Source organism: Sphingomonas faeni, assembly GCF_023195535.1.
In the GTDB taxonomy this organism is placed as follows: domain Bacteria; phylum Pseudomonadota; class Alphaproteobacteria; order Sphingomonadales; family Sphingomonadaceae; genus Sphingomonas; species Sphingomonas faeni_B.
Genome location: NZ_JALPNF010000005.1, coordinates 16,576 through 38,086 on the forward strand (window position 1 = coordinate 16,576; position 21,511 = coordinate 38,086).

General features: G+C 67.2%; 16 protein-coding genes, 1 tRNA gene and 1 riboswitch. Of the genes, 6 read left to right on the forward strand and 11 right to left on the reverse strand.

Annotated elements, in window-relative coordinates; translation table 11 throughout:
• Positions 1 to 13: 13 nt before the first annotated feature.
• A complete protein-coding gene (locus SPHN_RS11170; protein WP_248523340.1) occupies positions 14 to 199 on the reverse strand; it encodes a hypothetical protein in 186 nt (61 codons plus the stop codon).
• Between the two features lie 16 nt (positions 200 to 215).
• Positions 216 to 752, reverse strand: a complete 537-nt coding sequence (gene phaR / locus SPHN_RS11175) for a polyhydroxyalkanoate synthesis repressor PhaR (RefSeq protein ID WP_248523342.1) — start codon at positions 750 to 752, stop codon at positions 216 to 218.
• Between the two features lie 77 nt (positions 753 to 829).
• Between phaR and SPHN_RS11180 the strand changes: the two genes are divergently transcribed.
• The 4 genes from SPHN_RS11180 to SPHN_RS11195 all read left to right on the forward strand — a co-directional run bounded on the left by SPHN_RS11180 (position 830) and on the right by SPHN_RS11195 (position 7,591).
• The gene (locus SPHN_RS11180) at positions 830 to 1,825 is read left to right on the forward strand and encodes an alpha/beta fold hydrolase (RefSeq protein ID WP_248523343.1); all 996 of its coding nucleotides are present in this window, start codon (positions 830 to 832) and stop codon (positions 1,823 to 1,825) included.
• 33 nt (positions 1,826 to 1,858) lie between these two features.
• A complete protein-coding gene (locus SPHN_RS11185; RefSeq protein ID WP_248523345.1) occupies positions 1,859 to 3,046 on the forward strand; it encodes an acetyl-CoA C-acetyltransferase in 1,188 nt (395 codons plus the stop codon).
• 156 nt (positions 3,047 to 3,202) lie between these two features.
• Positions 3,203 to 6,535 (forward strand): TonB-dependent receptor domain-containing protein, encoded by a 3,333-nt coding sequence (locus tag SPHN_RS11190; protein ID WP_248523347.1) that lies wholly within the window; start codon positions 3,203 to 3,205, stop codon positions 6,533 to 6,535.
• Between the two features lie 72 nt (positions 6,536 to 6,607).
• Positions 6,608 to 7,591: a 2OG-Fe(II) oxygenase gene (locus SPHN_RS11195; RefSeq protein WP_248523349.1), complete on the forward strand. Its 984-nt coding sequence runs from the start codon at positions 6,608 to 6,610 to the stop codon at positions 7,589 to 7,591.
• Between the two features lie 4 nt (positions 7,592 to 7,595).
• Here the strand turns inward: SPHN_RS11195 and alr are convergent, their stop codons facing one another.
• From alr to SPHN_RS11225, 6 genes are all read right to left on the reverse strand, one after another.
• Positions 7,596 to 8,618, reverse strand: coding sequence for an alanine racemase (gene alr / locus SPHN_RS11200; RefSeq protein ID WP_248523667.1), 1,023 nt, complete (start codon positions 8,616 to 8,618; stop codon positions 7,596 to 7,598).
• A 102-nt stretch (positions 8,619 to 8,720) separates the two neighbouring features.
• On the reverse strand, positions 8,721 to 9,500 hold the full coding sequence (locus SPHN_RS11205) for an ABC transporter ATP-binding protein (protein WP_248523351.1): 780 nt from the start codon (positions 9,498 to 9,500) through the stop codon (positions 8,721 to 8,723).
• On the reverse strand, positions 9,491 to 10,459 hold the full coding sequence (locus SPHN_RS11210) for a FecCD family ABC transporter permease (RefSeq protein WP_248523353.1): 969 nt from the start codon (positions 10,457 to 10,459) through the stop codon (positions 9,491 to 9,493). The genes SPHN_RS11205 and SPHN_RS11210 overlap by 10 nt, the downstream gene beginning before the upstream one ends.
• A 157-nt stretch (positions 10,460 to 10,616) precedes the next feature.
• Positions 10,617 to 11,417, reverse strand: coding sequence for an ABC transporter substrate-binding protein (locus SPHN_RS11215; protein WP_248523355.1), 801 nt, complete (start codon positions 11,415 to 11,417; stop codon positions 10,617 to 10,619).
• On the reverse strand, positions 11,414 to 13,312 hold the full coding sequence (locus SPHN_RS11220; protein WP_248523357.1) for a TonB-dependent receptor plug domain-containing protein: 1,899 nt from the start codon (positions 13,310 to 13,312) through the stop codon (positions 11,414 to 11,416). Before SPHN_RS11220 ends, SPHN_RS11215 begins: the two co-directional genes overlap by 4 nt.
• Before the next feature lie 116 nt (positions 13,313 to 13,428).
• A riboswitch (cobalamin riboswitch) is annotated at positions 13,429 to 13,643 on the reverse strand.
• A 173-nt stretch (positions 13,644 to 13,816) separates the two neighbouring features.
• Entirely contained in the window at positions 13,817 to 15,880 is a 2,064-nt protein-coding gene (locus tag SPHN_RS11225) for a TonB-dependent receptor (protein WP_248523359.1), read from the reverse strand.
• A 187-nt stretch (positions 15,881 to 16,067) separates the two neighbouring features.
• Between SPHN_RS11225 and msrB the strand changes: the two genes are divergently transcribed.
• A complete protein-coding gene (gene msrB, locus SPHN_RS11230; protein ID WP_248523361.1) occupies positions 16,068 to 16,517 on the forward strand; it encodes a peptide-methionine (R)-S-oxide reductase MsrB in 450 nt (149 codons plus the stop codon).
• Between the two features lie 154 nt (positions 16,518 to 16,671).
• Here the strand turns inward: msrB and SPHN_RS11235 are convergent.
• Together SPHN_RS11235 and cpdR are read right to left on the reverse strand one after the other, a co-directional pair.
• A tRNA-Val gene (locus SPHN_RS11235) sits at positions 16,672 to 16,746 on the reverse strand.
• A gap of 44 nt (positions 16,747 to 16,790) precedes the next feature.
• A complete protein-coding gene (gene cpdR / locus SPHN_RS11240) occupies positions 16,791 to 17,168 on the reverse strand; it encodes a cell cycle two-component system response regulator CpdR (protein WP_248523363.1) in 378 nt (125 codons plus the stop codon).
• Between the two features lie 111 nt (positions 17,169 to 17,279).
• Here cpdR and SPHN_RS11245 point away from each other — a divergent pair, with 111 nt between their 5' ends.
• Positions 17,280 to 18,143 carry an N-formylglutamate amidohydrolase gene (locus SPHN_RS11245; RefSeq protein WP_248523365.1) on the forward strand — a complete coding sequence of 288 codons (864 nt, stop codon included), beginning with the start codon at positions 17,280 to 17,282 and terminating at the stop codon, positions 18,141 to 18,143.
• Between the two features lie 30 nt (positions 18,144 to 18,173).
• Here the strand turns inward: SPHN_RS11245 and SPHN_RS11250 are convergent, their stop codons facing one another.
• A complete protein-coding gene (locus SPHN_RS11250) occupies positions 18,174 to 21,368 on the reverse strand; it encodes a TRCF domain-containing protein (RefSeq protein WP_248523367.1) in 3,195 nt (1,064 codons plus the stop codon).
• Positions 21,369 to 21,511: the final 143 nt, after the last annotated feature.

Here is a 21,511-nt window from a genome sequence, read left to right on the forward strand (position 1 = left end):
CGACGCTGAAAGCTCAGGTCTTGAACGCCAGTCCGACCGTGACGGCCAATGCGATCAGCGCGAGCATCTGGACGGTCGGCCAGTCCACCCAGCCGACCGAATCCGGATCGCGCCGCCGTCGCCGGCGTCGCTCGCCGAGCCCGGCAACGACCGCCAGCGCGGCCAGGCCGCCGCTCGCACTCCACAACACCGGCCCCATCGTCCAGCCCGATCCGTCAGCCGAGCTTCTCGACCTTTTCCTGCAATTTAGCGAGTTCGGTGCGCAGCGCCGCGATCTCGTCGTCCTTGCTGGCGGCGGGTGCGGGGGTGGCCGGGTTCATCGCCTGCGCGGCGACGTCGAACATCGCGAGATTGCGCTTGGCGAGATCGGCGAACGGCGAATTGGCGAACGCACCCTCGACCGCGGACTTGAACTGGTCGTGATTGCGACGGAAGCTGTCCATCGACGCCTCGAGATAGCCCGGCACCATCGTCTGCATCGAGTCGCCGTACATCGAGATCAGCTGGCGCAGGAAATTCACCGGCATCATCGTCTCGCCGCGACTCTCCTCCTCCATGATGATCTGGGTGAGGACGTTGTGGGTGATGTCCTCGTCGGTCTTCGCGTCGACCACCTTGAAGTCGCGGCCCTCGCGAGTCATCGTCGCCAGATGATCGAGCGTGATGTAGGATGAGGTCTCGGTGTTATAGAGCCGCCTGTTGGCGTATTTCTTGATAATGACGATTCCGTCGGCAGCCGGTTGCTTCTTCATGGATCCCCCGTCTTATGTTTGAAACGGAGGCTACAGTCTTTGATGACGCACCGCAACAAGGTCCGAGGCCCTTACCCTTGTTCCTTAACGTGCTGCGCAGCGAGACCGCAGCATCGCCCGAACGGATGGCCCGCGCGCTAGCCGGATTGCGCGCCTATCAGGCCGCACCACGAGAGCAGCGCGCCGATCCGATGCCCGCGATCCACCGCGCGGGGCGGGTTTCGCTGCGCGATTACGGTGGCAGCGGACGGCCGGTAGTGTTCGTTCCGTCGCTGATAAACCCGCCCAACATCCTCGACCATTCGCCCGAGTCTTCGCTGGTGCGGTGGATCGCCGCGCAGGGTGTTCACGCGTGGCTGGTCGATTGGGGAGCGCCCGGCAGCGAAGATCGCGACCTCGATCTGGCGGCGCATGTCGAGCGGCTGCTGGTGCCGTTGCCGCGGGCGCTGGACGAACCGCCGGTGCTGGTCGGCTATTGCCTCGGCGGCACGCTTGCGCTCGGTGCCGCGGCGATCACGCCCGTAGCCGGAGTCGCGACGATCGCCGCGCCGTGGCACTTCGCGGGCTATGGCGAAGGTCGGTCCGCGCTTGCCGCCACCTGGGCAGCAGTCCAGCCCGCCGCGGCGATGCTCGGCGTGCTGCCGATGGAAGTCCTGCAAGCCGGATTCTGGCAACTCGATCCCGCGCGTACGATCGCAAAATACGAAGCGTTCGCCGACCTCGCCCCCGACAGCGACGCGGCACGCGCGTTCGTCCGACTCGAGGATTGGGCGAACGCCGGCGCGCCCCTCCCCTATGCGGCTGCCGCCTCGCTGTTCGAAGACTGCATCGCCGATGACCTGCCCGGCAAAGGAGAATGGACGATCGCCGGCACCCGAGTGGATCCGCTCGCGCTCCCCTGCCCTACGGTCGAGTTCGTCTCGCTTAGCGACCGAATCGTCCCCGCCGCCACCGCGATCGGGCTTGCCGACCGTCGCGATCTCGGTGCGGGCCATGTCGGCATGATCGTCGGCCGGTCCGCCCGCGCGCGGCTCTGGGAACCGCTCGCCAACTGGATCGCCGCGCTCGACTGACCTACATGGGGTCCAAACATAAAGGATCCCGCCATGACCGACCTGAACCCGAACGACGTCGTCATCACCGCTGCGAAGCGCACGCCCGTCGGCAGCTTCCTTGGGGCCTTCGCCACCACGCCGGCGCACGAACTCGGACGCATCGCGATCGAAGCCGCGCTCGAACAGGCGGGCGTCGCCGGCGAGGACGTCTCCGAAGTGATCCTCGGCCAGGTCCTGACCGCCGCGCAAGGTCAGAACCCCGCGCGCCAGGCGTCGATGGCGGCGGGCGTGCCGAAGGAAATTCCGGCCTGGGGGGTCAACCAGGTCTGCGGCTCGGGCCTGCGCGCGGTCGCGCTCGCAGCCCAGGCGATCCAGACCGGCGACGCGACCATCGTCGTCGCCGGCGGCCAGGAATCGATGTCGCTCTCCGCGCACGCGCAGTCGATCCGCGGCGGCCAGAAGATGGGCAATCTCAGCCTCGTCGACACGATGGTCAGCGACGGCCTGACCGACGTCTTCAACGGCTATCATATGGGCATCACCGCGGAGAATCTCGCCGAGCAATATCAGGTCACGCGCGGCGAACAGGACGCCTTCTCGGTCGCATCGCAAAACAAGGCCGAGGCCGCGCGCGGTTCCGGCCGCTTCAAGTACGAGATCGCACCCGTCACGATCAAGGGCCGCAAGGGCGACACCATCGTTGCCGACGACGAATACATCCGCGCCGGCGCCACGATCGAGAGCGTCTCGGGCGTGAAGCCAGCGTTCAAGAAGGACGGCACGGTCACAGCCGCCAACGCGAGCGGCCTCAACGACGGCGCCGCCGCGCTGGTGATGATGCGCCGCGACGAAGCCGAACGCCGCGGTTCGACGGTCCTCGCGACGATCAGGAGCTGGGCGTCGGCGGGCGTCGACCCGTCGATCATGGGAATCGGTCCTGTCCCCGCGACCAAGCGCGCGCTCGAAAAGGCCGGCTGGACGCTCGCCGACCTCGACCTGATCGAAGCCAACGAAGCCTTCGCAGCGCAGGCGCTGTCGGTCGGCAAGGAACTCGGCTGGGACGCGAGCAAGGTCAACGTCAACGGCGGCGCGATCGCGATCGGCCACCCGATCGGCGCGAGCGGCGCGCGCGTCCTGACGACCCTGATCTACGAAATGCAAAAGCGCGATGCGAAACGCGGATTGGCGACGCTGTGCATCGGTGGCGGCATGGGCATCGCTATGTGTCTGGAACGATGACGCAATAAAACGGGATATGTCACCGACGATGCATTGTGACGGTTTTGTCACATGATTGCGTAAAAAGGTGCCCCTGGTGCCGTCGTTATGAACAGAACCTTGCGGAACTGACACGAACCGGTTTCAATGCCCCATCGAAAAAACGGGGCAATAAACATGAAATTCAATCGCTTCCTTGGAGCGACCGCAGTCGTGGGCGTACTCGCACTTCTGCCGCAGAGCGCATTTGCGCAGACGACCACCGAGCCGGCGCCGGTTGCTGGCGACTCGATGGCGCAGCAACCTGCTCAGACGACGGAGGCTACGCAGGCCGACGGCAAACCCGCAGGCGGTGGCGAGGAAATCCTCGTTACCGGCTCGCGCATCCGTTCGCCGAACGCCACGTCCGTGGTTCCCATCACGACGATCTCCGCTGCCGAACTCACGCAGACCGCCCGTACGTCGATCGGCGACGTGCTGAACGACCTGCCGCAGCTTCAGAGCTCGTTCGGTCAGTCGAACTCGACCCGCTTCCTCGGCACCGGCGGCCTCAACCTCCTCGATCTTCGCGGACTTGGAACGGCCCGTACCCTGGTGCTCGTCAACGGACGTCGCCACGTTGGCGCGGACATCCTGAACAACGCGGTATCCGTCGACGTCAACACGATCCCCACGGACCTGCTCGAGGCCGTTGACGTCGTCACCGGCGGCAACTCGGCCGTTTACGGCTCGGACGCTCTTGCCGGCGTCGTCAACTTCCGCCTCAAGAGCAACTTCGAAGGTCTGCAGATCCGCGGACAGGGCGGCGTCAGCGACGAGAAGGACGCGGGCAGCTACTTCGTCAGCGTGACGGGCGGCAAGAATTTTGCCGATGGCCGCGGCAACATCGCGGTTAACCTGGAATATGCCCGCACGCAGGCCCTGTTTGCCTCGGGCCGCAAGGAATATCGCCAGACTGACGGGTTCGTCACGACGAACATCGACGCGGCGGGCGTCGGTCTGGGCGGCAATCTGAACTTCGACGGCGTGCCGGACTCGACGTTCTTCCGCGACATCCGCGTCGGGACGTTCTCGGACGGCGGTCTCGTGTCGTTCGCGGGCGCCGGCATCGGTGCGACGTCGCCCGCTCCCGGCGGTCGGGATCCGCTGGGTCGCGCCTATACCGTCAACTATCTGTTCCAGCCCGGCGGCGCGCTTGCTCGCCAGACCGGTACCCGGGTCGGCATCGCCGGCGGTAGCGCAACAAACCCATCGGGCGCACCGGCCGGCACGTTCCTCGGCGGAAACGGCAACACGCGTCGCGAAGGCGTTCTCCTCCAGCTGCTTCCGCAGATCGATCGCTATTCGGCAAACATGATCGGTCACTTCGACGTGTCGACGGCCTTCGTGCCGTTCTTCGAAGCGAAGTATGTCCGCGTCGATTCGGTCAGCCTCGGCGGCTCGGGCCCGGCGTTCTTCACCGGCAGCACGATCGATGCGCTGTACGAGCGTCCGCGTCTCGACAACCCGTTCCTCGATGCCAATTCGCGGGCAACGCTGACGACCCAGTTGCTGCAATCGGCCAACAACGGGATCAACATCACGACCGGCAACCCCTTCGCGGCAACCGCCACGTTGACCGCAGCACAGGTGCAGGCGAACCAGATCGCGGCAATCAATGCCGGCACGCAGCGTTTCATCCTGCGCAAGAACCTGACCGATCTCGGTTCGCGTCGTGAGGATGCGCGTCGTGAGACCTATCGGTTCGTCGGCGGCGTTCGCGGCGACTTCAACGATACGTTCAACTACGAACTGTCGGCGAACTACGGCGAATTCCGCGAGCGGACCAAGGTTCTCGGCAACGTCGACGTCCAGCGCCTGAGCCTGGCGCTCGATGCCCAGCGTAACGCTGCGGGTCAGATCGTCTGCGGCTCGCAGATCGACGCTACACGCGGATTGACGAGCGCCCAGCAGGTTGGTGCAGGGATCGATCCGGAAACCGGCCTTCCGACGGCGGCAGGTCAGGCCATTCTCAACGCCAACATCGCCGGGTGCCAGCCGCTCAATCCGTTCGGCACGGGCAGCATCTCGGACGCCGCCCGCAACTATGTGCTGCGCAACACGCAGTCGGTCGGCAAGATCACGCAGCTCGACATTCTCGGCACCATCGCCGGCGACACGTCGAAGTTCTTCAACCTTCCGGGCGGTGCGGTCGGTTTCTCGATCGGTGGCGAGTATCGTCGCGAAACCAACCAGTTCCAGGCGGATCCGCTGGTCGAGGCGGGCTACACCTTCTACAACGCTCTGGCAGCGTACAACCCGCCATCGTTCGAAGTTAAGGAAGCATTTGGCGAGCTTCGCGTTCCCTTGCTGAAGGATATTTTCCTGATCAAGGAACTGACGCTGTCAGCCGCTGGCCGCGTTTCCGACTATAAGGGCTCCGCAGGGACAGTATATACCTACAACCTGAGCGGTGAATACTCGCCGATCCAGGATATCCGCCTGCGTGCGAACTATGGTCGTGCAGTCCGGGCCCCGAACCTTTCGGAGCAGTTCTCGCCAGCCGGTCAGAACTTCGCACCCGGCTTCGTCGACCCGTGCTCGGCGGACAATCTCGGCCGTGGTACGGAATTCCGTGCAGCAAACTGCGCCGCAGCGGGCATTCCGACCAACTACAACTACCAGTACGTGCAGTCGCTCGAGACGCTGAGCGGCGGCAATTCGAGCCTTCAGGCCGAAAAGTCCGACTCGTACACGTATGGCGGGGTTATCCAGCCACGCTTTGCGCCGGGCCTGACGTTGTCGGTCGACTACTATAATATCCAGGTCAACCGCGTGATCGCTGCCCCTTCGGCACAGGCGATCGCCAATACCTGCTATGACGCACCGTCGATCCAGGACAACCAGTTCTGCAACAGCTTCCAGCGCGTTGCTGCTGGTGCAGCTGGCCCGAACGGTGAGCAGGCCTTCCGCATCATCGAGGGTAGCCTGCTGCAGTTGCCGTTCAACTTTGCCAGCCTGAAGGTTCGTGGCATCGATACCAACCTTGCGTACACGCGGACCTTCGGTTCGACGCGCGTGTCGGGTCAGGTAATCTATACCCACTCGTTCGAGAACACGAACTTCCTGAACCCGGTCCAGCCTGATTTCGGCGACAACCTCAACGGCGAAGTCGGCCAGCCAAAGGATGCGGTCAACGTCAATCTGGGTGCCGATTTCGGGCAGTTCACCTTGGATACGCAGTTCCGCTACCTGGCGAAGCAGTCGGTTGGCGCGATCGAAAACCAGGAGGGCTTCCAGGGTCGCGCACCGCAGAACCTCGATGATTTCAGCCAGTCCTTCTACCCCGATGTCCTGTACATCGGCATGAAGGTCGGCGTGGACATCGGCGAGCGTTCGAACTTCTACATCGGCGTCGACAATCTGACCGATCGTCTTCCCCCGCTGGGTGCGACCGGTATCGGCGCCGGCAGCGGGATCTACGACAACGTCGGTCGTCGTTTCTATGCAGGCATGACCGCACGCTTCTAAAAGCGCGGCATTACGGTACGATAGGAGGGCCGGTGGTTTTCACCGGCCCTTTTTTCGTGCACGTTCCCGGCCATGCACAACGATCCGATCGCAGATGCGCAGGCGATGCTCGCGGCGGGCCGCCACGCCGATGCCGTGGCGCTGGTCGCACGACATGCAGCGGCGGGGGACGCGGCTGCGCTGTTCCAGCAGGGCATGTGGCATCTCACAGGCGTACCATTGCCACGCGACGTGCCAGCGGCCCGTGCCCTCCTCCGCCAAGCGACCGAGCGGGGCAGCATCGACGCCGGACTTATCGAGGTCGCGCTGACGGGCAACGGCAGTGGGGCGACCGCCGACTGGGCGCGCGCGGTGTCGCTCCTGGAACAGGTGGCCAGACACAGCGAGCAAGCGACCGGCGAGCTCGGCTTGCTCCGCAAGATGGCGCTTACCGCCACCGGGGCACCGGCGCAGTCTCCGAAGCCCCGCAAGATCGGCGAACGGCCCAATGTGTATCATATCCCCGAGCTGTTCTCGTCCGAGGAATGCCTTCACGTTGCACAGTGCGCGGTCGATATCCTGAAGCCGGCCGTCGTGGTCGATCCGCGAACGGGGCGTGACATGGCCAATCCGGTCCGGACATCGGATGCCGCCGTCATCGGCCCGACCCGGGAAACACTCGTCATACAGGCGCTAAACCGCCGCCTTGCCGCCGTCACCGGCACCGACTGGCGTCAGGGCGAGGCTCTCTCCGTCCTGCGCTATCAGCCCGGTCAGCAGTTTCGCCCCCATGTCGACACCCTGCCCGGCACGCGCAACCAGCGCATCCGTACCGTATTGATCTATCTGAACGAGGGCTTCTCCGGGGGGGCCACATATTTCGTGCACAACGCCCTGAGGGTCGTGCCCCGTGCGGGCGATGCCATCATCTTTGACAATGTCCGCACGGACGGCTCGATCGACCCGTTGTCGCAACATGCGGGAGAGCCCGTCACGAACGGCGTCAAGTGGCTCGCAACCCGCTGGATCCGGATGCGACCGTTCAGCCCGTGGACAGGGCCCGAACACATCGCGTGATCGCTCAGATCCAGACGCGGGCCAGGCGTTCGCCGAGACCCGTCAGCAACTCGTACTGGCTGATGCCAGAGGTTTGCGACGCGTGCGGGAGCGCATACTCGAACGCGATCCAGTCCCCTTCGCGCAAGGTCATGGCGACATCGACGCCCACCGCCGTCAAATCCATCGAGACGCGTCCCAGGACGGGCAGTTCGGCGCCGCCAGCATGCGCCCTGCCGCTGTTCGAAAAGTTTCGGCGATATCCATCGGCATAGCCCAGGTTGACGATCGCGACCTCGGTATCGTCCTTGGCCGTCCATAGCGCGTTGTATCCGACGGTCTGACCTGCATGAACACGACGGCGCTGCACAATCTGCGCCTCGAGACCCACGACCTGCACAATCGTCCCGAGTTCGTGCCGGGGGATGCCGCCATAGAGCGCAAGGCCGGGACGGGTCAGGTCGAACGCATACCCGTTGAGCGCGATGCCGGCGGAGTTGGCGAGGCTCAGGCGGCGCGCGGTTGTGGTGCCGGCCAGCGCTGCGAACCGGTCGCGTTGCGCGGCGTTAATCGGCGAGTCCTCATCGGCGCACGCCAGGTGGCTCATCAGCGTTTCGATCGCGAGGCCGTCGAGCAGGCCGCCGGCGATGTCGTCTGTCGAGATCCCGAGGCGGTTCATGCCGGTGTCGACCATGACGTCGCAGGCGCCGCCGCCTGCCGCCTTCCAGCGGGCGACCTGGGCGGGCGTGTTGAGGACCGGGCGGGCGAAGCCGGCGGTGGCGGCGGGCATGTCTTCCTCGCGGACGCCGTGGAGGACGGACACCGTCAGGCCCAACGGGGCGAGTTCGGCGGCTTCCTGCCAGTTCGAAACGAAGAAGTCGCGGCAGCCGGCGTCGGCCAGGCGGCGGGCGACCTCAATGGCGCCCAGGCCGTAGCCGTTCGCCTTGACCGCCGCGCCGCACGCCGCGGTGCCGCTCATGCGGTCGAGCGTGCACCAGTTCTGGACGAGGGCGTCGCCGTCGAGGCGCAGGCGGAGGGGGGCGGGAATGTCGATCACCCGGCGCGGGATAGTGAACCGGGCTCCGCGCGTCGATGATCTTTCACCCCGCCGGCCCCGACTTGGCCCCGATCCACCGGGCGTATCGCTTGGCTAGCCGATCTCGACGCGCCCGACCGGCACCAGCAGGCGGCGGCCGCCATCGTCGAGCGGCGCGACGCGGACGCCGAACACGCGGGCAAGCGTGTCCGCGGTCATCACCTTGGCGACCGGACCGAACGCGACGATGCGACCGTCGGCGATCAGTAGCGCGTCGTCGGCCGCGCGCTGCGCCTGGACGAGGTCATGGAGGACGATCGCGACCCCTGCCCCACCCGCCGCGTAGGCGCGCAGGCGGGCGAGCAGGTCGATCTGGTGCGAGGGGTCGAGGCTGGCGAGCGGTTCGTCGGCGAGCAGCCAGCGGGGTTCGCCTGCCAGCACGCGCGCGAGCAGGACGCGGGCGCGCTCGCCGCCGGAGAGTTCACCGACCGGGCGATCGGCGAGGTGCGTGGTCTCGGTATCGTGCATCGCACGGTCGACGGCGGCGTGGTCGTCGGGCGATGGGGCGGCATGCGCGCCGAGGTGCGGCAGGCGGCCGAGCGCGACGACGTCGCGGGCGACGATGTTCCAGTGCACCGTCGCGTCCTGCGGCAGGTAACCGATCGCGCGGGCGCGGGCGCGCGGGTCCATCGTCGCGACGTCCTGCGTGTCGAGCCGGACGCTGCCCGCGCTGCCACCGACGAGCGCGGCGGCGGCCTTGACCAGCGTGCTCTTGCCGGCGCCGTTTGGGCCGAGGATCGCGGTGACGCGGCCAGGGCGCAGGTGCGCGGACACGTCGTGGAGGACGATGCGCTTGCCGAGCTTTACGCTGAGCGCGTCGACGATCAGATCCATGCGCGGCCTCGTTCCTTGACCAGCAACCCGAGAAAGAACGGCGCGCCGATTAGGGCCATCGCGACGCCGAGCCGGACTTCGCCGGCGCCGGGGGCGAGGCGGACGAGACTGTCGGCGGCGAGCACGAGCGCGGCTCCACCGAGCGCCGAGGGGAGCAACAGCGCGCTCGGGCGGTGGCCGAAGATCGGGCGCAACAGATGCGGGACGACGAGACCGACGAAGCCGATCACGCCGGTCACCGCGACGCCCGCGCCGACCACGAGCCCGGTGCCGAGCACGACCAGCCACCGGATGCGGCCCATCCTAATCCCGAGCGATCGCGCCGCCGCCTCGCCTAGCGACAATGCATCGAGCGAGCGGCCGGTGAGCATCAGCAGGACGCCGCCGAGCAGCATCGGCGGCAAGGCGAGCGTGATGTCGTCCCAGCCGCGGTCGGTGAGCGCGCCCATGATCCAGTCGATGACCTCGGCGACCGCATAGGGATTTGGCGCGATCGAGATCAGGAACGCGGTCAGCGCGCCGGCAAGGCTGGCGAGCACGGTGCCGGCGAGGATGAAGGTGATCGCGCTCGGCGATCGCCATGTCAGCGCGGCGAGCAGCGCGACCGCGCCCCCTGCTCCGAGCATCGCGGCGGCGAAGATCGCGGATCCCGAACCGGCCCCGAAGATGATCGCGGCGACTGCGCCGAGTGCTGCGACCGACGATATGCCGACGACGGCGGGGTCGGCGAGCGGGTTGCGGAGATAGCCTTGCAGGACCGCTCCCGACAGCCCGAGCGTGGCGCCGAGCACGAGGCCGAGGACCGCGCGTGGCAGGCGGAGTTCGAGGATGATCCACCAGCGCGGGTCGCTCGAGAACCAGGCGTCGAGCGGCACCCAGACTTTCCCGCAGCCGAGCGACAGGCCGAACAGGAGGATGACCAGCAGGCCAAGGGTGATGAGTTTGGGCGTGCGGGTCATCACAGGTCCACCGCAAGCATACCGACGACTGCCGCCACCCCGGCGAAGGCCGGGGCCCAATTGGGGAACGAACGTGACGGCGTGCAGCGCTCCATTATTTCCGCCATCCCAGTTGGGCCCCGGCCTTCGCCGGGGTGGTTTTGGTATGGGTGTCGCATCACAGCCCCGCCCTGATCGCAGCGAGGCGTTCGAGTGCGGGGGGGATGGTCGGGCCGCCGCAGTTGATCAGGACGCGGGAGAAGACGGCTTGCGGCGTGGTCGGCAGCAGGCGGCGGCGCAGCGCGGTGCCGCGGCTGGCGCGTTCGGGGGCGATCACGATGGACGGGGGCTGCGTCACGATCGTCTCCGCCGAGAGCGTGCCGGTATGCGTCAGGCCGTAGCTGGCGGCGGCGTTGCGGAAACCGACGCGGGTCATCATCTCGTTCAGCAACGTGCTCCCTCCGGTCGCGAGATCGCCGCTGATATAGAGTAGAGCGCTCGGCGGCATGTCATCCTTGCGGCTCCACCGGGTGACGGCGCGATCGATATCGGCATTGATCCGCGCGCCACCCGCGGGCGCACCGACCGCGTCGGCGATCTGCGTCACCTGTGCCTGGCTCTCCGCGATCGAGTCCGGGATGCCGAGCAGCAGCGTCTTCAGCCCGGCCCGTGCGTAGGCCGCCTGAGTCGCCGGCGGGGTGTAGGTGCTGGCAATGACGAGATCGGGGTGGAGCGCGATCACCTCCTCGGCGGTCCCGGCGGTGGCGTGGAAGCGGCGGGCTACCGAAAGCGGGAGCGAGGTCGCCGCCGGGTCCTGTGAATAATGGCTGATCCCGGCAATCCGCGATGCGGGCAGGATCCGGACCAGCACCGAATCCACGCACGGATTGGTCGAGACGATCCCCCCGCCGCCGCCCGCGCCGGGGGATTGCGCGCAGCCCCCGAGCAGGAGCGCGAGGAGGATCGGCCCGCGCCTCACTTCAGGCGCAACCGCACGCCGCCATACGCCGCGCGACCGTAATTGCCGTAGCCCGCGACCGTCTCGTACCGCGAGTCGGTGAGGTTATCGACGCGGCCGTACAGTGCGATCTGGTCGGTGATCGGCATTTCCGCGCGGACGCCCGCCAGCGCATAGCCGTCGAGCCGCACGGTGTTGGCGGCGTCGTCGAAGCTGTCGCCGACCATCGTCACGGTACCGCCGACGGACAGCCCGAACGCGAACCGGTAATCGGCGTCGACGCTTGCGGTCTGCTTGGGACGGCGCGCGAGATCGTTGCCGAAATCGCTGCCGATCGTGCGGTTCTCGGTGTCGATATAGCTGTAGTTCGCCGTCAGCGTCAGCGCGTCGACCGGGCGCAGCGCCAAGGTGAACTCGACGCCGTCCGCCTCGGCGCGGGCAATGTTGTCGTAGACGCCGAACGGGCGGTCGACGCAGATCGAACCGGCGGTCGTCTGCTCCGCCGGGCTGCAATCGCGGAAGTCGATCTGGTTGCGCGTCCGGCGGTTGAAATAGGTCACGCCTGCGCGGACCCGGTTGGCGAGGAACGCCTGCTCGACACCGACGTCGAAGTTGCGCGCGGTCTCCGGATCGAGGTCGCGGTTCCCGTAGTCGGAGAAGAGCTGGTACAGGGTCGGTGCCTTGAAGCCTTCGCCATAGCTTGTGCGGATCGTCGTGCCGATGCGCAACGCGAGTGCCGCGTTTGCGCCGAACGTCGTGTGGCTGCCGAAATCGTCGTGATCGTCGTTGCGGACGCCGCCGGTGATCGTGAGGATGTCGAGCGGCTTGACGATCAACTGGCCGTAGACGCTGGTGATCCCGGTATCCGCGAAGGTGAAGCCGTCGTTGAAGCGGCTCTTCTCGCGCTCGACGCCGGCGACCACGCGGACCTGGTCGAGCGGGCGGAAGTCGCCTTGGTATTCGTAGCGTTCGCTGCGGCCGCGACCGATGAAGGTCGGATCGCTGCCAAAGCTCGGGTCGTAATTGTCGCGGTTGATGTCGGCGATCGTGAACGCGACGCGGTTGTTGAACCGGCCATCGGCGAAGTTCGCGTGCAGCCCTGCGTAACCGTAAGCCTCCCGCGTCTTCGAATATTCGGGCGTGTCGGCGAGCACGTAATCGGGAGCCGGAAACCCGTCGATATCGACGCGGCTGTCGGCGAAATAGCCGCGCAGGTCGAGGCCGATGCCCGGTGCGAACTCGACGCCCACGCGCCCGGTCGCGCCATATTGGCGATAGCCGTCGCGCTCGGTGCCGCTGGCGGCGGACGAGATGCCGTCGGTGCGCAGATAGCCGCCGGTCAGCGAGCCCGATACCGGCCCGGACTTGCCCGACACGCTCGCGCTCGCGAGCACGCTGTCGGCATAGCCATATTCGGCGTTGGCGCGTGCTTGAATGCCTTCGGTCGGCGCGGCGGTGATGATGTTGACGACGCCGCCGATCGCCTGGCTGCCCCATGGCACCGAGTTCGGGCCGCGGAGCACCTCGATCCGCTCGACCGAGCTCGACAGGAGATTGCCGAAGTTGAAGCCGCCGCCGGTCGACGACGGATCGTTGACGCGGACACCGTCGATCACGACCAGGGTCTGGTCCGCCTCCGCGCCGCGAATCCGGACGCTGGTCAGCGCACCGACCGTGCCGTTGCGGGTGACGGTGACACCGGGCGTGGTCGCGAGCAGATCGGACACCACGGTGGTTTGTCGGCGCTCGATCTCGGCGCGGTCGATGACGGTTACTGCCTGGCCGATCTCGCTCAGCGGTTGCGCGGCGCGGGTTGCGGTAACGACGACTTCGGAAGCGTCGGGATCGGGGATGGTCTGGGCAAAAGCAGGCGCTGCGATCGCCGCGGCGCCGAGCAGAAGAAAGAATTTCGTCATTGGGCACGTCCTAACCAGAACCGCCTGCGACCATTCGCGGGGCGGCCAGACGTCTCTCGCTCGAGGAAACCCGGCTGGACCGGAGCACTCGTCCGCGCCGGACACCCGCCCGCGCAGTGGATCGACCGTGAGAGGCAGGTCTCCTGGCTTCCGGGTCGCCGCGCCCACCCCGCCTTCCCAGGTCGAAACCCAGTGGCATATCAGGGTGGCCGCTATCCGGTCACAGTTGCGGGTACAGCGCCGGTCTTGCGGACTTGGATCTGACGACCCGGCCCACGCACCGACTTCCCTTTTGATCCCGTCGCCGGGAACCCTTCACGGGAGTGGCATTAGTCGCGCGACATGCACGGGTCAACGCGAGGTCTACTGGTCCTCCCCCGCCAGGGGGAGGTGGCTGGCGCTTGCCAGACGGAGGAGGAGGAATGCGATAACCGCTTTGGCGTAGTCCTCCCCCTCCGTCGCCTTCGGCGCCACCTCCCCCTGGCGGGGGAGGATCGTTCGGACTCACCGTCCTCCGTAGCGCAGCCCGATCCAGATCGTCCGCGGCGTCGCGCGCTCGACGATGTTGGCGCCGCTGATCCCCGCCTCGACCCGCTCGTCGAACAGGTTCTCGCCGCGCACCTCGGCCACCAGCGCGCGCAGGATCGGCAGCGCGGCATAGGCATCGAGAGTCGTCGCGGCCCCAAGCACCCGCGAATTCTGGTCGTCGTCGAATTGCCGGCCGATATGCCGCACGGTCAACGACAGAGCCGCCGCGTCGTGCCGCCAGTCGACCGTCCCCGACACCTGGTCGCGCGGGGTTTGCGCCGGCCGCAAGCCGTCCAGAGCGGCGGTGATCCCAGACCCTTCGACCTTCGAGTTCGTGTGCGACCAAGATGCCTGCACGCCAAATCGACCAGGTCGATACGATGCATCCAGTTCGAAGCCATGCGCGCGGATCGCATCGAGATTCTGGCGGACGCGGTAGGTCGCCACCCCCGGCAGCACCTGCGGCGGGCTGGTCGTCGTGACGTTGGCAATCGCGTTCTTCAGCCGGTTGTAGAAATAGGTCGCGGCGATGCTCACGCCCGGCGTCGGCGTCAGCGTGACGCCACCCTCGACCCCGGTCAGCCGCTCCGGCGACAGCAATGCATTCGCCGCGGTCGCGTCGTTGCCGACCCGGAACGGGCGGTACAGTTCGTTGAGCGTCGGCAGTCGCCATCCGCGATAGCCGGCGACTCGCAGCGTGATCGCCTCGATCGGCTGGTACGCGATGCCAGCACGCCCGGTCGTCTCGCTGCCATCGCGGTCTGCGTAGCGCAGATTGGCCAGCGCCGCGCCGGTCGCCAGCGGCCGTTCCGTCAGATAGCCGCCGTCGATCGACCACCAGTCGACCCGCCCGCCAAGGCTGAACGTGAGATCGCCCGCGACGAGGCTCGCATCAGCGAACACGCCGGTCGTCGTCGTGCTCCCGCCAGCCTCGCGCCGCCGCGTGGGCGCTGCGTTGACGAACGTATAGAGTTCCTGCGTCTTGCCGCTCACGTCGCGAATATCGGCACCCAGCCTGAGCGTGATGCTCTCGCCCAACGGGGGGAGGATCTCGATACGTCCGCCAAGCCCGGTGGCGGGCGTATTATACTGGTTCAGCGACTGGATCGCGGTCGTGCGCGCGGCATTGATGCTGTTGAAGCTGCTCGCGAACGCCCGCGTCTGCAGATACGCCAGCGCCGAATAGCCCCACGCGCCCCGCCCGATCAGCCGGATGCTCGCATCAGCCCCCTCGCTCGTGTTGGTGGTGAAGTCGCTGCCGCGGTCGCGCGTGTCGGTAAACGCGCTGGCATTCATCTGCAATTCGGTCTTCGCGCCGATCCCGACGACGGTTCGCAGCGCCCCCGACGCCTGCTCGTACGGTGCTGCCCGATCCACGATCCCGCGGCTTTCCTCGACGGTCGGCGTAAAGCCATCGCCGCGCGCATACGCGCCCGACAGGGTCGCGAACCCCGCCCCGCGCACCAGCGCCGCAGAGCCCTGCGCATCGACCGAATCGCGGCTGCCATAGGCGACGCTGCCCTGGAACGGCGTCAGTTGATCGGGCGTCGCGCTTTCCAGCTCGACCGTCCCGGCCAGAGCGCCCGGCCCCTGATATCCGCTGCCACCACCGCGCGTCACGCGGATGCGGCCGAGCCGCCCCGTCGCATAGGCCGGAAACGCGACCCAGCCGCCGAACGGATCCGCCTGCGGCACCCCGTCGAAGATCAGCAGCGCGCGACTGGACGCATTGCCACCGATCCCGCGCAGCGAAATCCCCTGGCTGGTCGGGTTGGCACTGCGCGAGTCCGACCGCCGAAACTGCTGCAACCCGGCGACGTCGGCGAGCACGCTCTCCAGCCGATTGCTCGCATTCGCCTGGATCCGGTCGCGATCGATCGTGACGATATCATAGGCCCGATCGCCCGGCGCATCCGCCAGCCCGCGCCCCGTGACGACGATGTCGGGCGCCGCCTCGCTCGGTACCGCGGTCGATTGGGCGAGGGCGCTTCCCGACGAGAACAGGATGCAGGCGAGCGCGGACAGCGGGGTGCGAATCATCGGCCTCGCATGACAGCTTTTCCCCTCGCCTGAAAAGCCGGACGGGGGATGCCCGGGTATATATCGCCGATGGGCCTGCGACCGCGCGCATTGGGTCAGCGCCAAGACGCCCTATATTGACGGAAACCCCATCGATGCGATCCTTCGACATCGGTGGAACCATGCGTTCACGCTGATGGGACATACCATGACCGAGTATAAGAAGACCGACGAGGCGATCGCCAAGCTCACCCCAGAGCAGTTTCACGTGACGCAGCAGAGCGGCACCGAACGGCCGGGAACGGGCGAATATCTGAACACCCGCGAACCCGGCCTGTACGTCGATATCGTCTCCGGCGAGCCGCTGTTCGCGTCCGCCGACAAGTTCGATTCGCATTGCGGCTGGCCCAGCTTCACCCGGCCGATCTCGCCGGTCCACGTGACCGAACTGCACGATCGCAGCCACGGCATGGTCCGCACCGAAATCCGCTCGGCCGGCGCGGACAGCCATCTCGGCCATGTGTTCGAGGATGGCCCGCAGGATCAGGGCGGGCTGCGCTACTGCATCAACTCCGCGTCGCTGCGGTTCGTGCCGCGCGACGAGATGGAGGCGCAGGGCTATGCCGACTATCTCGATCAGGTCGACGCGGCCGGCTGACGGTACGGCAGATCCCGCGCGTCGGCGTCGTTCATGCCGAACGCCGTTCGACCGGACTGACCGTCACCTTGCCCTGTTAGCGGCCAGCAGGGGGATGAGACCGACCCTAGAACGTTAAAAACCCCGCTAGCCATAAGACTAGCGGGGTTTTCAATGGTGGGCGTGGCAAGGATTGAACTTGCGACCCCTGCGATGTCAACACAGTGCTCTACCACTGAGCTACACGCCCGCCGGAGGGCTCCACTAGCCGCGACTATCGCGGGGTGCAAGCGCTCAATGCATGCCTGTCACATTATCCATCTCGAACAGGCGGTCGACCTCGGCGACCAGGTCGCGCAGGTGGAACGGTTTGGACAGAACGCGCGCGTGCGGCATGGCCCGACCCGCCTTCAGCGTGACCGCCGCAAAGCCGGTAATGAACATGACGCGCAGGTCCTTGCACATCTCGCCAGCCTTTTGCGCAAGCTCGATCCCGTCCATCTCGGGCATCACGATATCGGTCAGCAACAGGTCGAACGTCTCGGTTTCGAGCAACGGAATAGCCGCCGTCCCGCGATCGACCGCAGTCACCGCATAGCCGGAGCGCTCAAGCGCGCGCGTCAGATATTCGCGCATGACCTGATCGTCCTCGGCCAGCAGAATTCGCAGCATCGATCTAAAGTCCTGTTTTCACGCGTACATTGACGCCTCCCCCCTACGCGCAAAATGGTTAACATTTCCAGATCGATTGCCCGCGCCGATGCGTCGCCCTAGCGTGCCGCCATGTCATCGTCCCCCTTCGAGCGCCTGCCCCCGTCCGACCATCGGGAAGCCGTGCCGCCGACCAGCCCGGTGGTGATCTCGGTGCCGCACGCCGGACGGGACTATCCGGTCTCGCTCAAAACCGCGTTGCGCGTGCCGCTTGCAGCGCTGTTGCCGCTCGAGGATCGTCTGGTCGATGCGGTGGCGCGGAGCGCACGAACGGACCAGGTGACGATCATCCAGCGCCGGGCGCGGGCCTGGATCGACCTCAACCGCGGCGAAGACGAGCGCGACGCGCAGCTCGACGAAGGCGCGCGATCGATCCCGCTCGCCCAGCAATCCGCCAAAATGCGCAGCGGCCTGGGCCTGGTCCCGCGCCGCGTATCGGGGGCTGGCGACCTGTGGGCGCGGCGCTTCACCGACGCCGAAATGACCACACGAATCGTCGACGACCACCGACCCTATCATGCCGCGATCGCGGCGGCGCTGCAGGCGGCGCATGCGCGGTTCGGCGTGGCGGTGCTGCTCGATATCCATTCGATGCCACCGCTCGGGCCCGGCGGGACGCGGATCGTGCTCGGCGACCGGTTCGGCCATGCCGCCGCACCGCGATTCGTCGACCGCGCCGAGACGGCCTGTACCGCGCACGGCTTTTCAGTCGCGCGCAACGCGCCTTATGCGGGCGGGCATATCCTCGAACGCCATGCCCGCCCCGATATCGGCATCCACGCGATCCAGCTCGAAGTGGACCGCTCCGTATATCTCGATCGCAAGCTCCACGCGCCCGGGGCAGGCTTTGCGCGGGTCGTCGACGCGGTACGGGCAATCCTCACCGGACTGGCGGACGAAGCGCTCTCGACGTCGCTCGCGGCAGCCGCGGAATAAGCCATCTGGCCGCGCCGATGTCGACGCGGCTCACTCGGTCAATGCGTCGAGCAGCGCTTCGACCTGCGCGGCACGCTCGACCGGATCTGCGACCGCCCGTGGCGCGATCCAGCGGCCGTTCTTTTCGACCAGCTCGGCAAGCGGTGGTTCGGCGCCGCGCCGGTTCGGCGTGAACGCGATCGCAGCAGGCCCGGCATCGATCCGCCGAATCCCGGCCGCACACGCGCGCAGGCGTATCCGCGCCAGCAACAGCAATCGGTGGGCCGGATCGGGAACCCGGCCGAAGCGATCCTCAAGTTCGGCCTCGAACTGATCGAGTGCTGCAACATCCTCGAGCCGGGCCAATCGACTGTAGAGCGACAGCCGGACCTCCTCCTCGGGTATCCAGGTTTCGGGCAGGCGACCGCCAACATCGAGGTGCAGTTCGGGGACCCAGTCGTCGACCGCTTCGCCGCGCGCCAATCGCAACGCGCGACCGAACAGGTGCTGGTACAGGTCGATGCCGATCAGCTTCATGTGTCCGGCCTGCGCCTCGCCGACGAGGTCGCCCGCACCGCGCAGGTCGAGATCGCGCGCGCTGATCGCGAACCCGGCGCCAAGCCGGTCGAATGCCTGCAGCGTCCGCAGGCGCTTGAGGGTCGCCTCGGCGATCGTCGCGTCGCCGTCGGTCAGCAGCATCACCTGCCCGCGCCGGCCGCCGCGCCCGACACGGCCACGCAACTGATGCAGCTGCGACAGCCCGAACCGGTCCGCATGATGCACGATCATGGTGTTCGCACGCGGTACGTCGAGCCCCGCCTCGATGATGTTGGTGGCGAGCAGAACATCGCCGTCACCCGCTGCGAACCCGACCATCGCCTCGTCGATCTCGGTTGGCGACATCTTGCCATGCGCCTGGACGATCCCGAGTTCGGGGACCAGCTTGGCCAGCCGCGCGGCCAGCGGGGCCATGTCGTCGATCCGCGGAACCACGACGAAGCTTTGTCCGCCACGCGCGCGCTCACGCCGTAGGGCAGCGCGGACGGTCATGTCGTCGAAGGCCGCGACGGCGGTGCGGATCGGCTGGCGACGGGCAGGCGGCGTGGCGATCACCGACATGCCTTGAAGACCGATCATCGCCGATTGCAGCGTCCGCGGGATCGGCGTCGCGCTCAGTGTCAGGACGTGCCCCGCGCCGAGCGCATGCAGCTTGGCCTTGTCCGCCACGCCGAACCGCTGCTCCTCGTCAATCACGACGAGCGCAAGGTCCTTGTACGCGACACCCTTGCCCGCAATCGCACCGGTGCCGATGACGACGCCGATCGATCCATCGGCGAGCCCCGCCCTGACGCGGGACTTTTCGGCAGCGCTCGAAAGGCGCGACAATCCGGCAACGGCGATGCCGGTCCCCGCGAACCGCCGTTTGAACGTTTCGATATGCTGACGGACCAGCACGGTCGTGGGGGCAGCAATCGCAACCTGGCGTCCCGCCAACGCGACCATCCCCGCCGCCCGCAAGGCGATCTCGGTCTTCCCGTAGCCGACATCGCCGATCACCAGACGATCCATTGGCCTGCCGCTTGCAAGGTCTGCCAGCGTGCTCGCGATCGCCCGCGCCTGATCGGGGGTTTCGGTGAAGGCGAACCCGCCAGCAAAGCGCTCATACGCCGCACGGTCCGCGACGATCGGGTCGGTCGTCAACGCCGCGCGTTCGGCAGCGATCGCCGCGAGATCGCGCGCGCTTTCGGCGATCGCCGCATCGATCGCACCACGCCGCTTCTGCCATGAGGTGCCGTCGAGCGCATCGAGCGTGACCGCGTCGGCATCCGCGCCATACCGCCATATCCGGTCGGCTTCGGCAACCGGGACGAGCCGCCGGCCGTCCTTGGCGTAGCACAGGATTATCGCGTCGCCGCCAGTGTCGGTGTCGGTGTCGCCGCCGGTATCGGGGAGCCTCTCCAGCCCACGAACGATGCCGATGCCGAACTCCTCGTGAACGACGACGTCGCCGCAGCGCAGTTCGCTCGACAGGCCGGGCAACGCGCCAGCCCCAGCCCCGCCAAGTTCATCGCCGCGCGCCCGTCCGCCGAGCAGGTCCGCTCCCGCGACGACGGTAACGCCCGGCGCCGCAAAGCCTCGATCGATCGGCGCGACCAGCATCATCGCGGTCCCGGGCAGCGCGGCCGTGACATCGGACCATCGCTCGATCGCCGTGAACGCGATCTTGGCCCGCCGCTCGAGCCGGGGCTGGAGGAACCGCAGGTCGCGCGGCGAACCGACCAGCACGAGCCGCGAATCGGCGAGAACATCCCGCGCGAACTTGGCGAACGCCCGGGCGGGATCGCGGTATTCGACGAAGCGGGGGGACGGCGTATCGCTCGACGTGAGCGTGGCACCGCCACGCCTGGCGATCGCGGCATCCCAAGACCGGGTGGTCACCAGGTCCGCGCTCGCCTTGCGCCGCGGCAGTCCATCCGCGGCAAGATCGATGAACCGGGCACGTCGGCGGTCGACACCCGGATCGAACGCGACCGCCGCGTCGGGCAGATGCGCAAGGATACCGACGCCCTTGTAGACCGGGGGCTTATCGACCGGGGGCTCGGTCGCGCGGCCGACCTCGATACAGGCGATATCGGCGGACCCCAATTGCGAGACGGGATCATAGTCACGCAGCGCCGTGATCCGACCCTCCGCGAATTCGATCCGCACGGGTGTTTCGCGGTCGGCGGGAAAGATATCGATCACGTTGCCGCGCACCGCGATCTCGCCGGGCTCGTCGATCCGGTCGTCGACGATATAGCCGATCTCCGCCGCGGTGGCCGCGAACGCCGCGACATCGAGCGTATCGCCGACCGAGAGCCTAGGCGGTGCCGCATCGAACAGCGCCGGCTCCGGATAGCGTACGGCGGTGGCCTCAGCCGTGGTCACCAGCAGGACCGGCCCGATCTCACGCGTGATGGCCGCACGCACGCGCCGTAATGCGGCAACCCGCAATCCCACATTGGCCGGCGATGCCGGCGCTTCGTCGCCCGGCAACGCGTCGCTGGACGGCAGTTGCACGACAACCGCATCGGGCACCAGCGCCGCGGCGATACTCGCGATATCGGTGGCGCGACGATCATCCAGCGCCACGTAGACGAGGTTCCCCTGTGCCAGCCGTTCGGCAATCGCGGCCGCGACCGAGGCGGATGGCGCGGCCGATACACTGCCGGTTTCGCGCTCGGCCCGATGGCTGGTTTGAAGCATGCACATTCCTCTCGCTGGTCCGGACTGAACGGGACGCAAGGACGCCCGTTCCGGCGAGGCTGCGCTCGATCAATGCGTTTGCGACGGACGCGGATCTTTCGCGCTGTGGCGGTCGGGAGGTGCCGACACTGGACATCGATGGT

Excerpts from the sequence above, each read along its gene's own strand:
- cpdR (WP_248523363.1), bottom strand. The coding sequence starts at position 17,168 with ATGCTGCGAATTCTGCTGGCCGAGGACGATCAGGTCATGCGCGAATAT.
- SPHN_RS11195 (WP_248523349.1), top strand. The coding sequence starts at position 6,608 with ATGCACAACGATCCGATCGCAGATGCGCAGGCGATGCTCGCGGCGGGC.
- SPHN_RS11190 (WP_248523347.1), top strand. The coding sequence starts at position 3,203 with ATGAAATTCAATCGCTTCCTTGGAGCGACCGCAGTCGTGGGCGTACTC.
- SPHN_RS11220 (WP_248523357.1), bottom strand. The coding sequence starts at position 13,312 with ATGACGAAATTCTTTCTTCTGCTCGGCGCCGCGGCGATCGCAGCGCCT.
- msrB (WP_248523361.1), top strand. The coding sequence starts at position 16,068 with ATGACCGAGTATAAGAAGACCGACGAGGCGATCGCCAAGCTCACCCCA.
- SPHN_RS11170 (WP_248523340.1), bottom strand. The coding sequence starts at position 199 with ATGGGGCCGGTGTTGTGGAGTGCGAGCGGCGGCCTGGCCGCGCTGGCG.
- SPHN_RS11225 (WP_248523359.1), bottom strand. The coding sequence starts at position 15,880 with ATGATTCGCACCCCGCTGTCCGCGCTCGCCTGCATCCTGTTCTCGTCG.
- phaR (WP_248523342.1), bottom strand. The coding sequence starts at position 752 with ATGAAGAAGCAACCGGCTGCCGACGGAATCGTCATTATCAAGAAATAC.
- SPHN_RS11250 (WP_248523367.1), bottom strand. The coding sequence starts at position 21,368 with ATGCTTCAAACCAGCCATCGGGCCGAGCGCGAAACCGGCAGTGTATCG.
- SPHN_RS11185 (WP_248523345.1), top strand. The coding sequence starts at position 1,859 with ATGACCGACCTGAACCCGAACGACGTCGTCATCACCGCTGCGAAGCGC.
- SPHN_RS11205 (WP_248523351.1), bottom strand. The coding sequence starts at position 9,500 with ATGGATCTGATCGTCGACGCGCTCAGCGTAAAGCTCGGCAAGCGCATC.
- SPHN_RS11210 (WP_248523353.1), bottom strand. The coding sequence starts at position 10,459 with ATGACCCGCACGCCCAAACTCATCACCCTTGGCCTGCTGGTCATCCTC.
- SPHN_RS11245 (WP_248523365.1), top strand. The coding sequence starts at position 17,280 with ATGTCATCGTCCCCCTTCGAGCGCCTGCCCCCGTCCGACCATCGGGAA.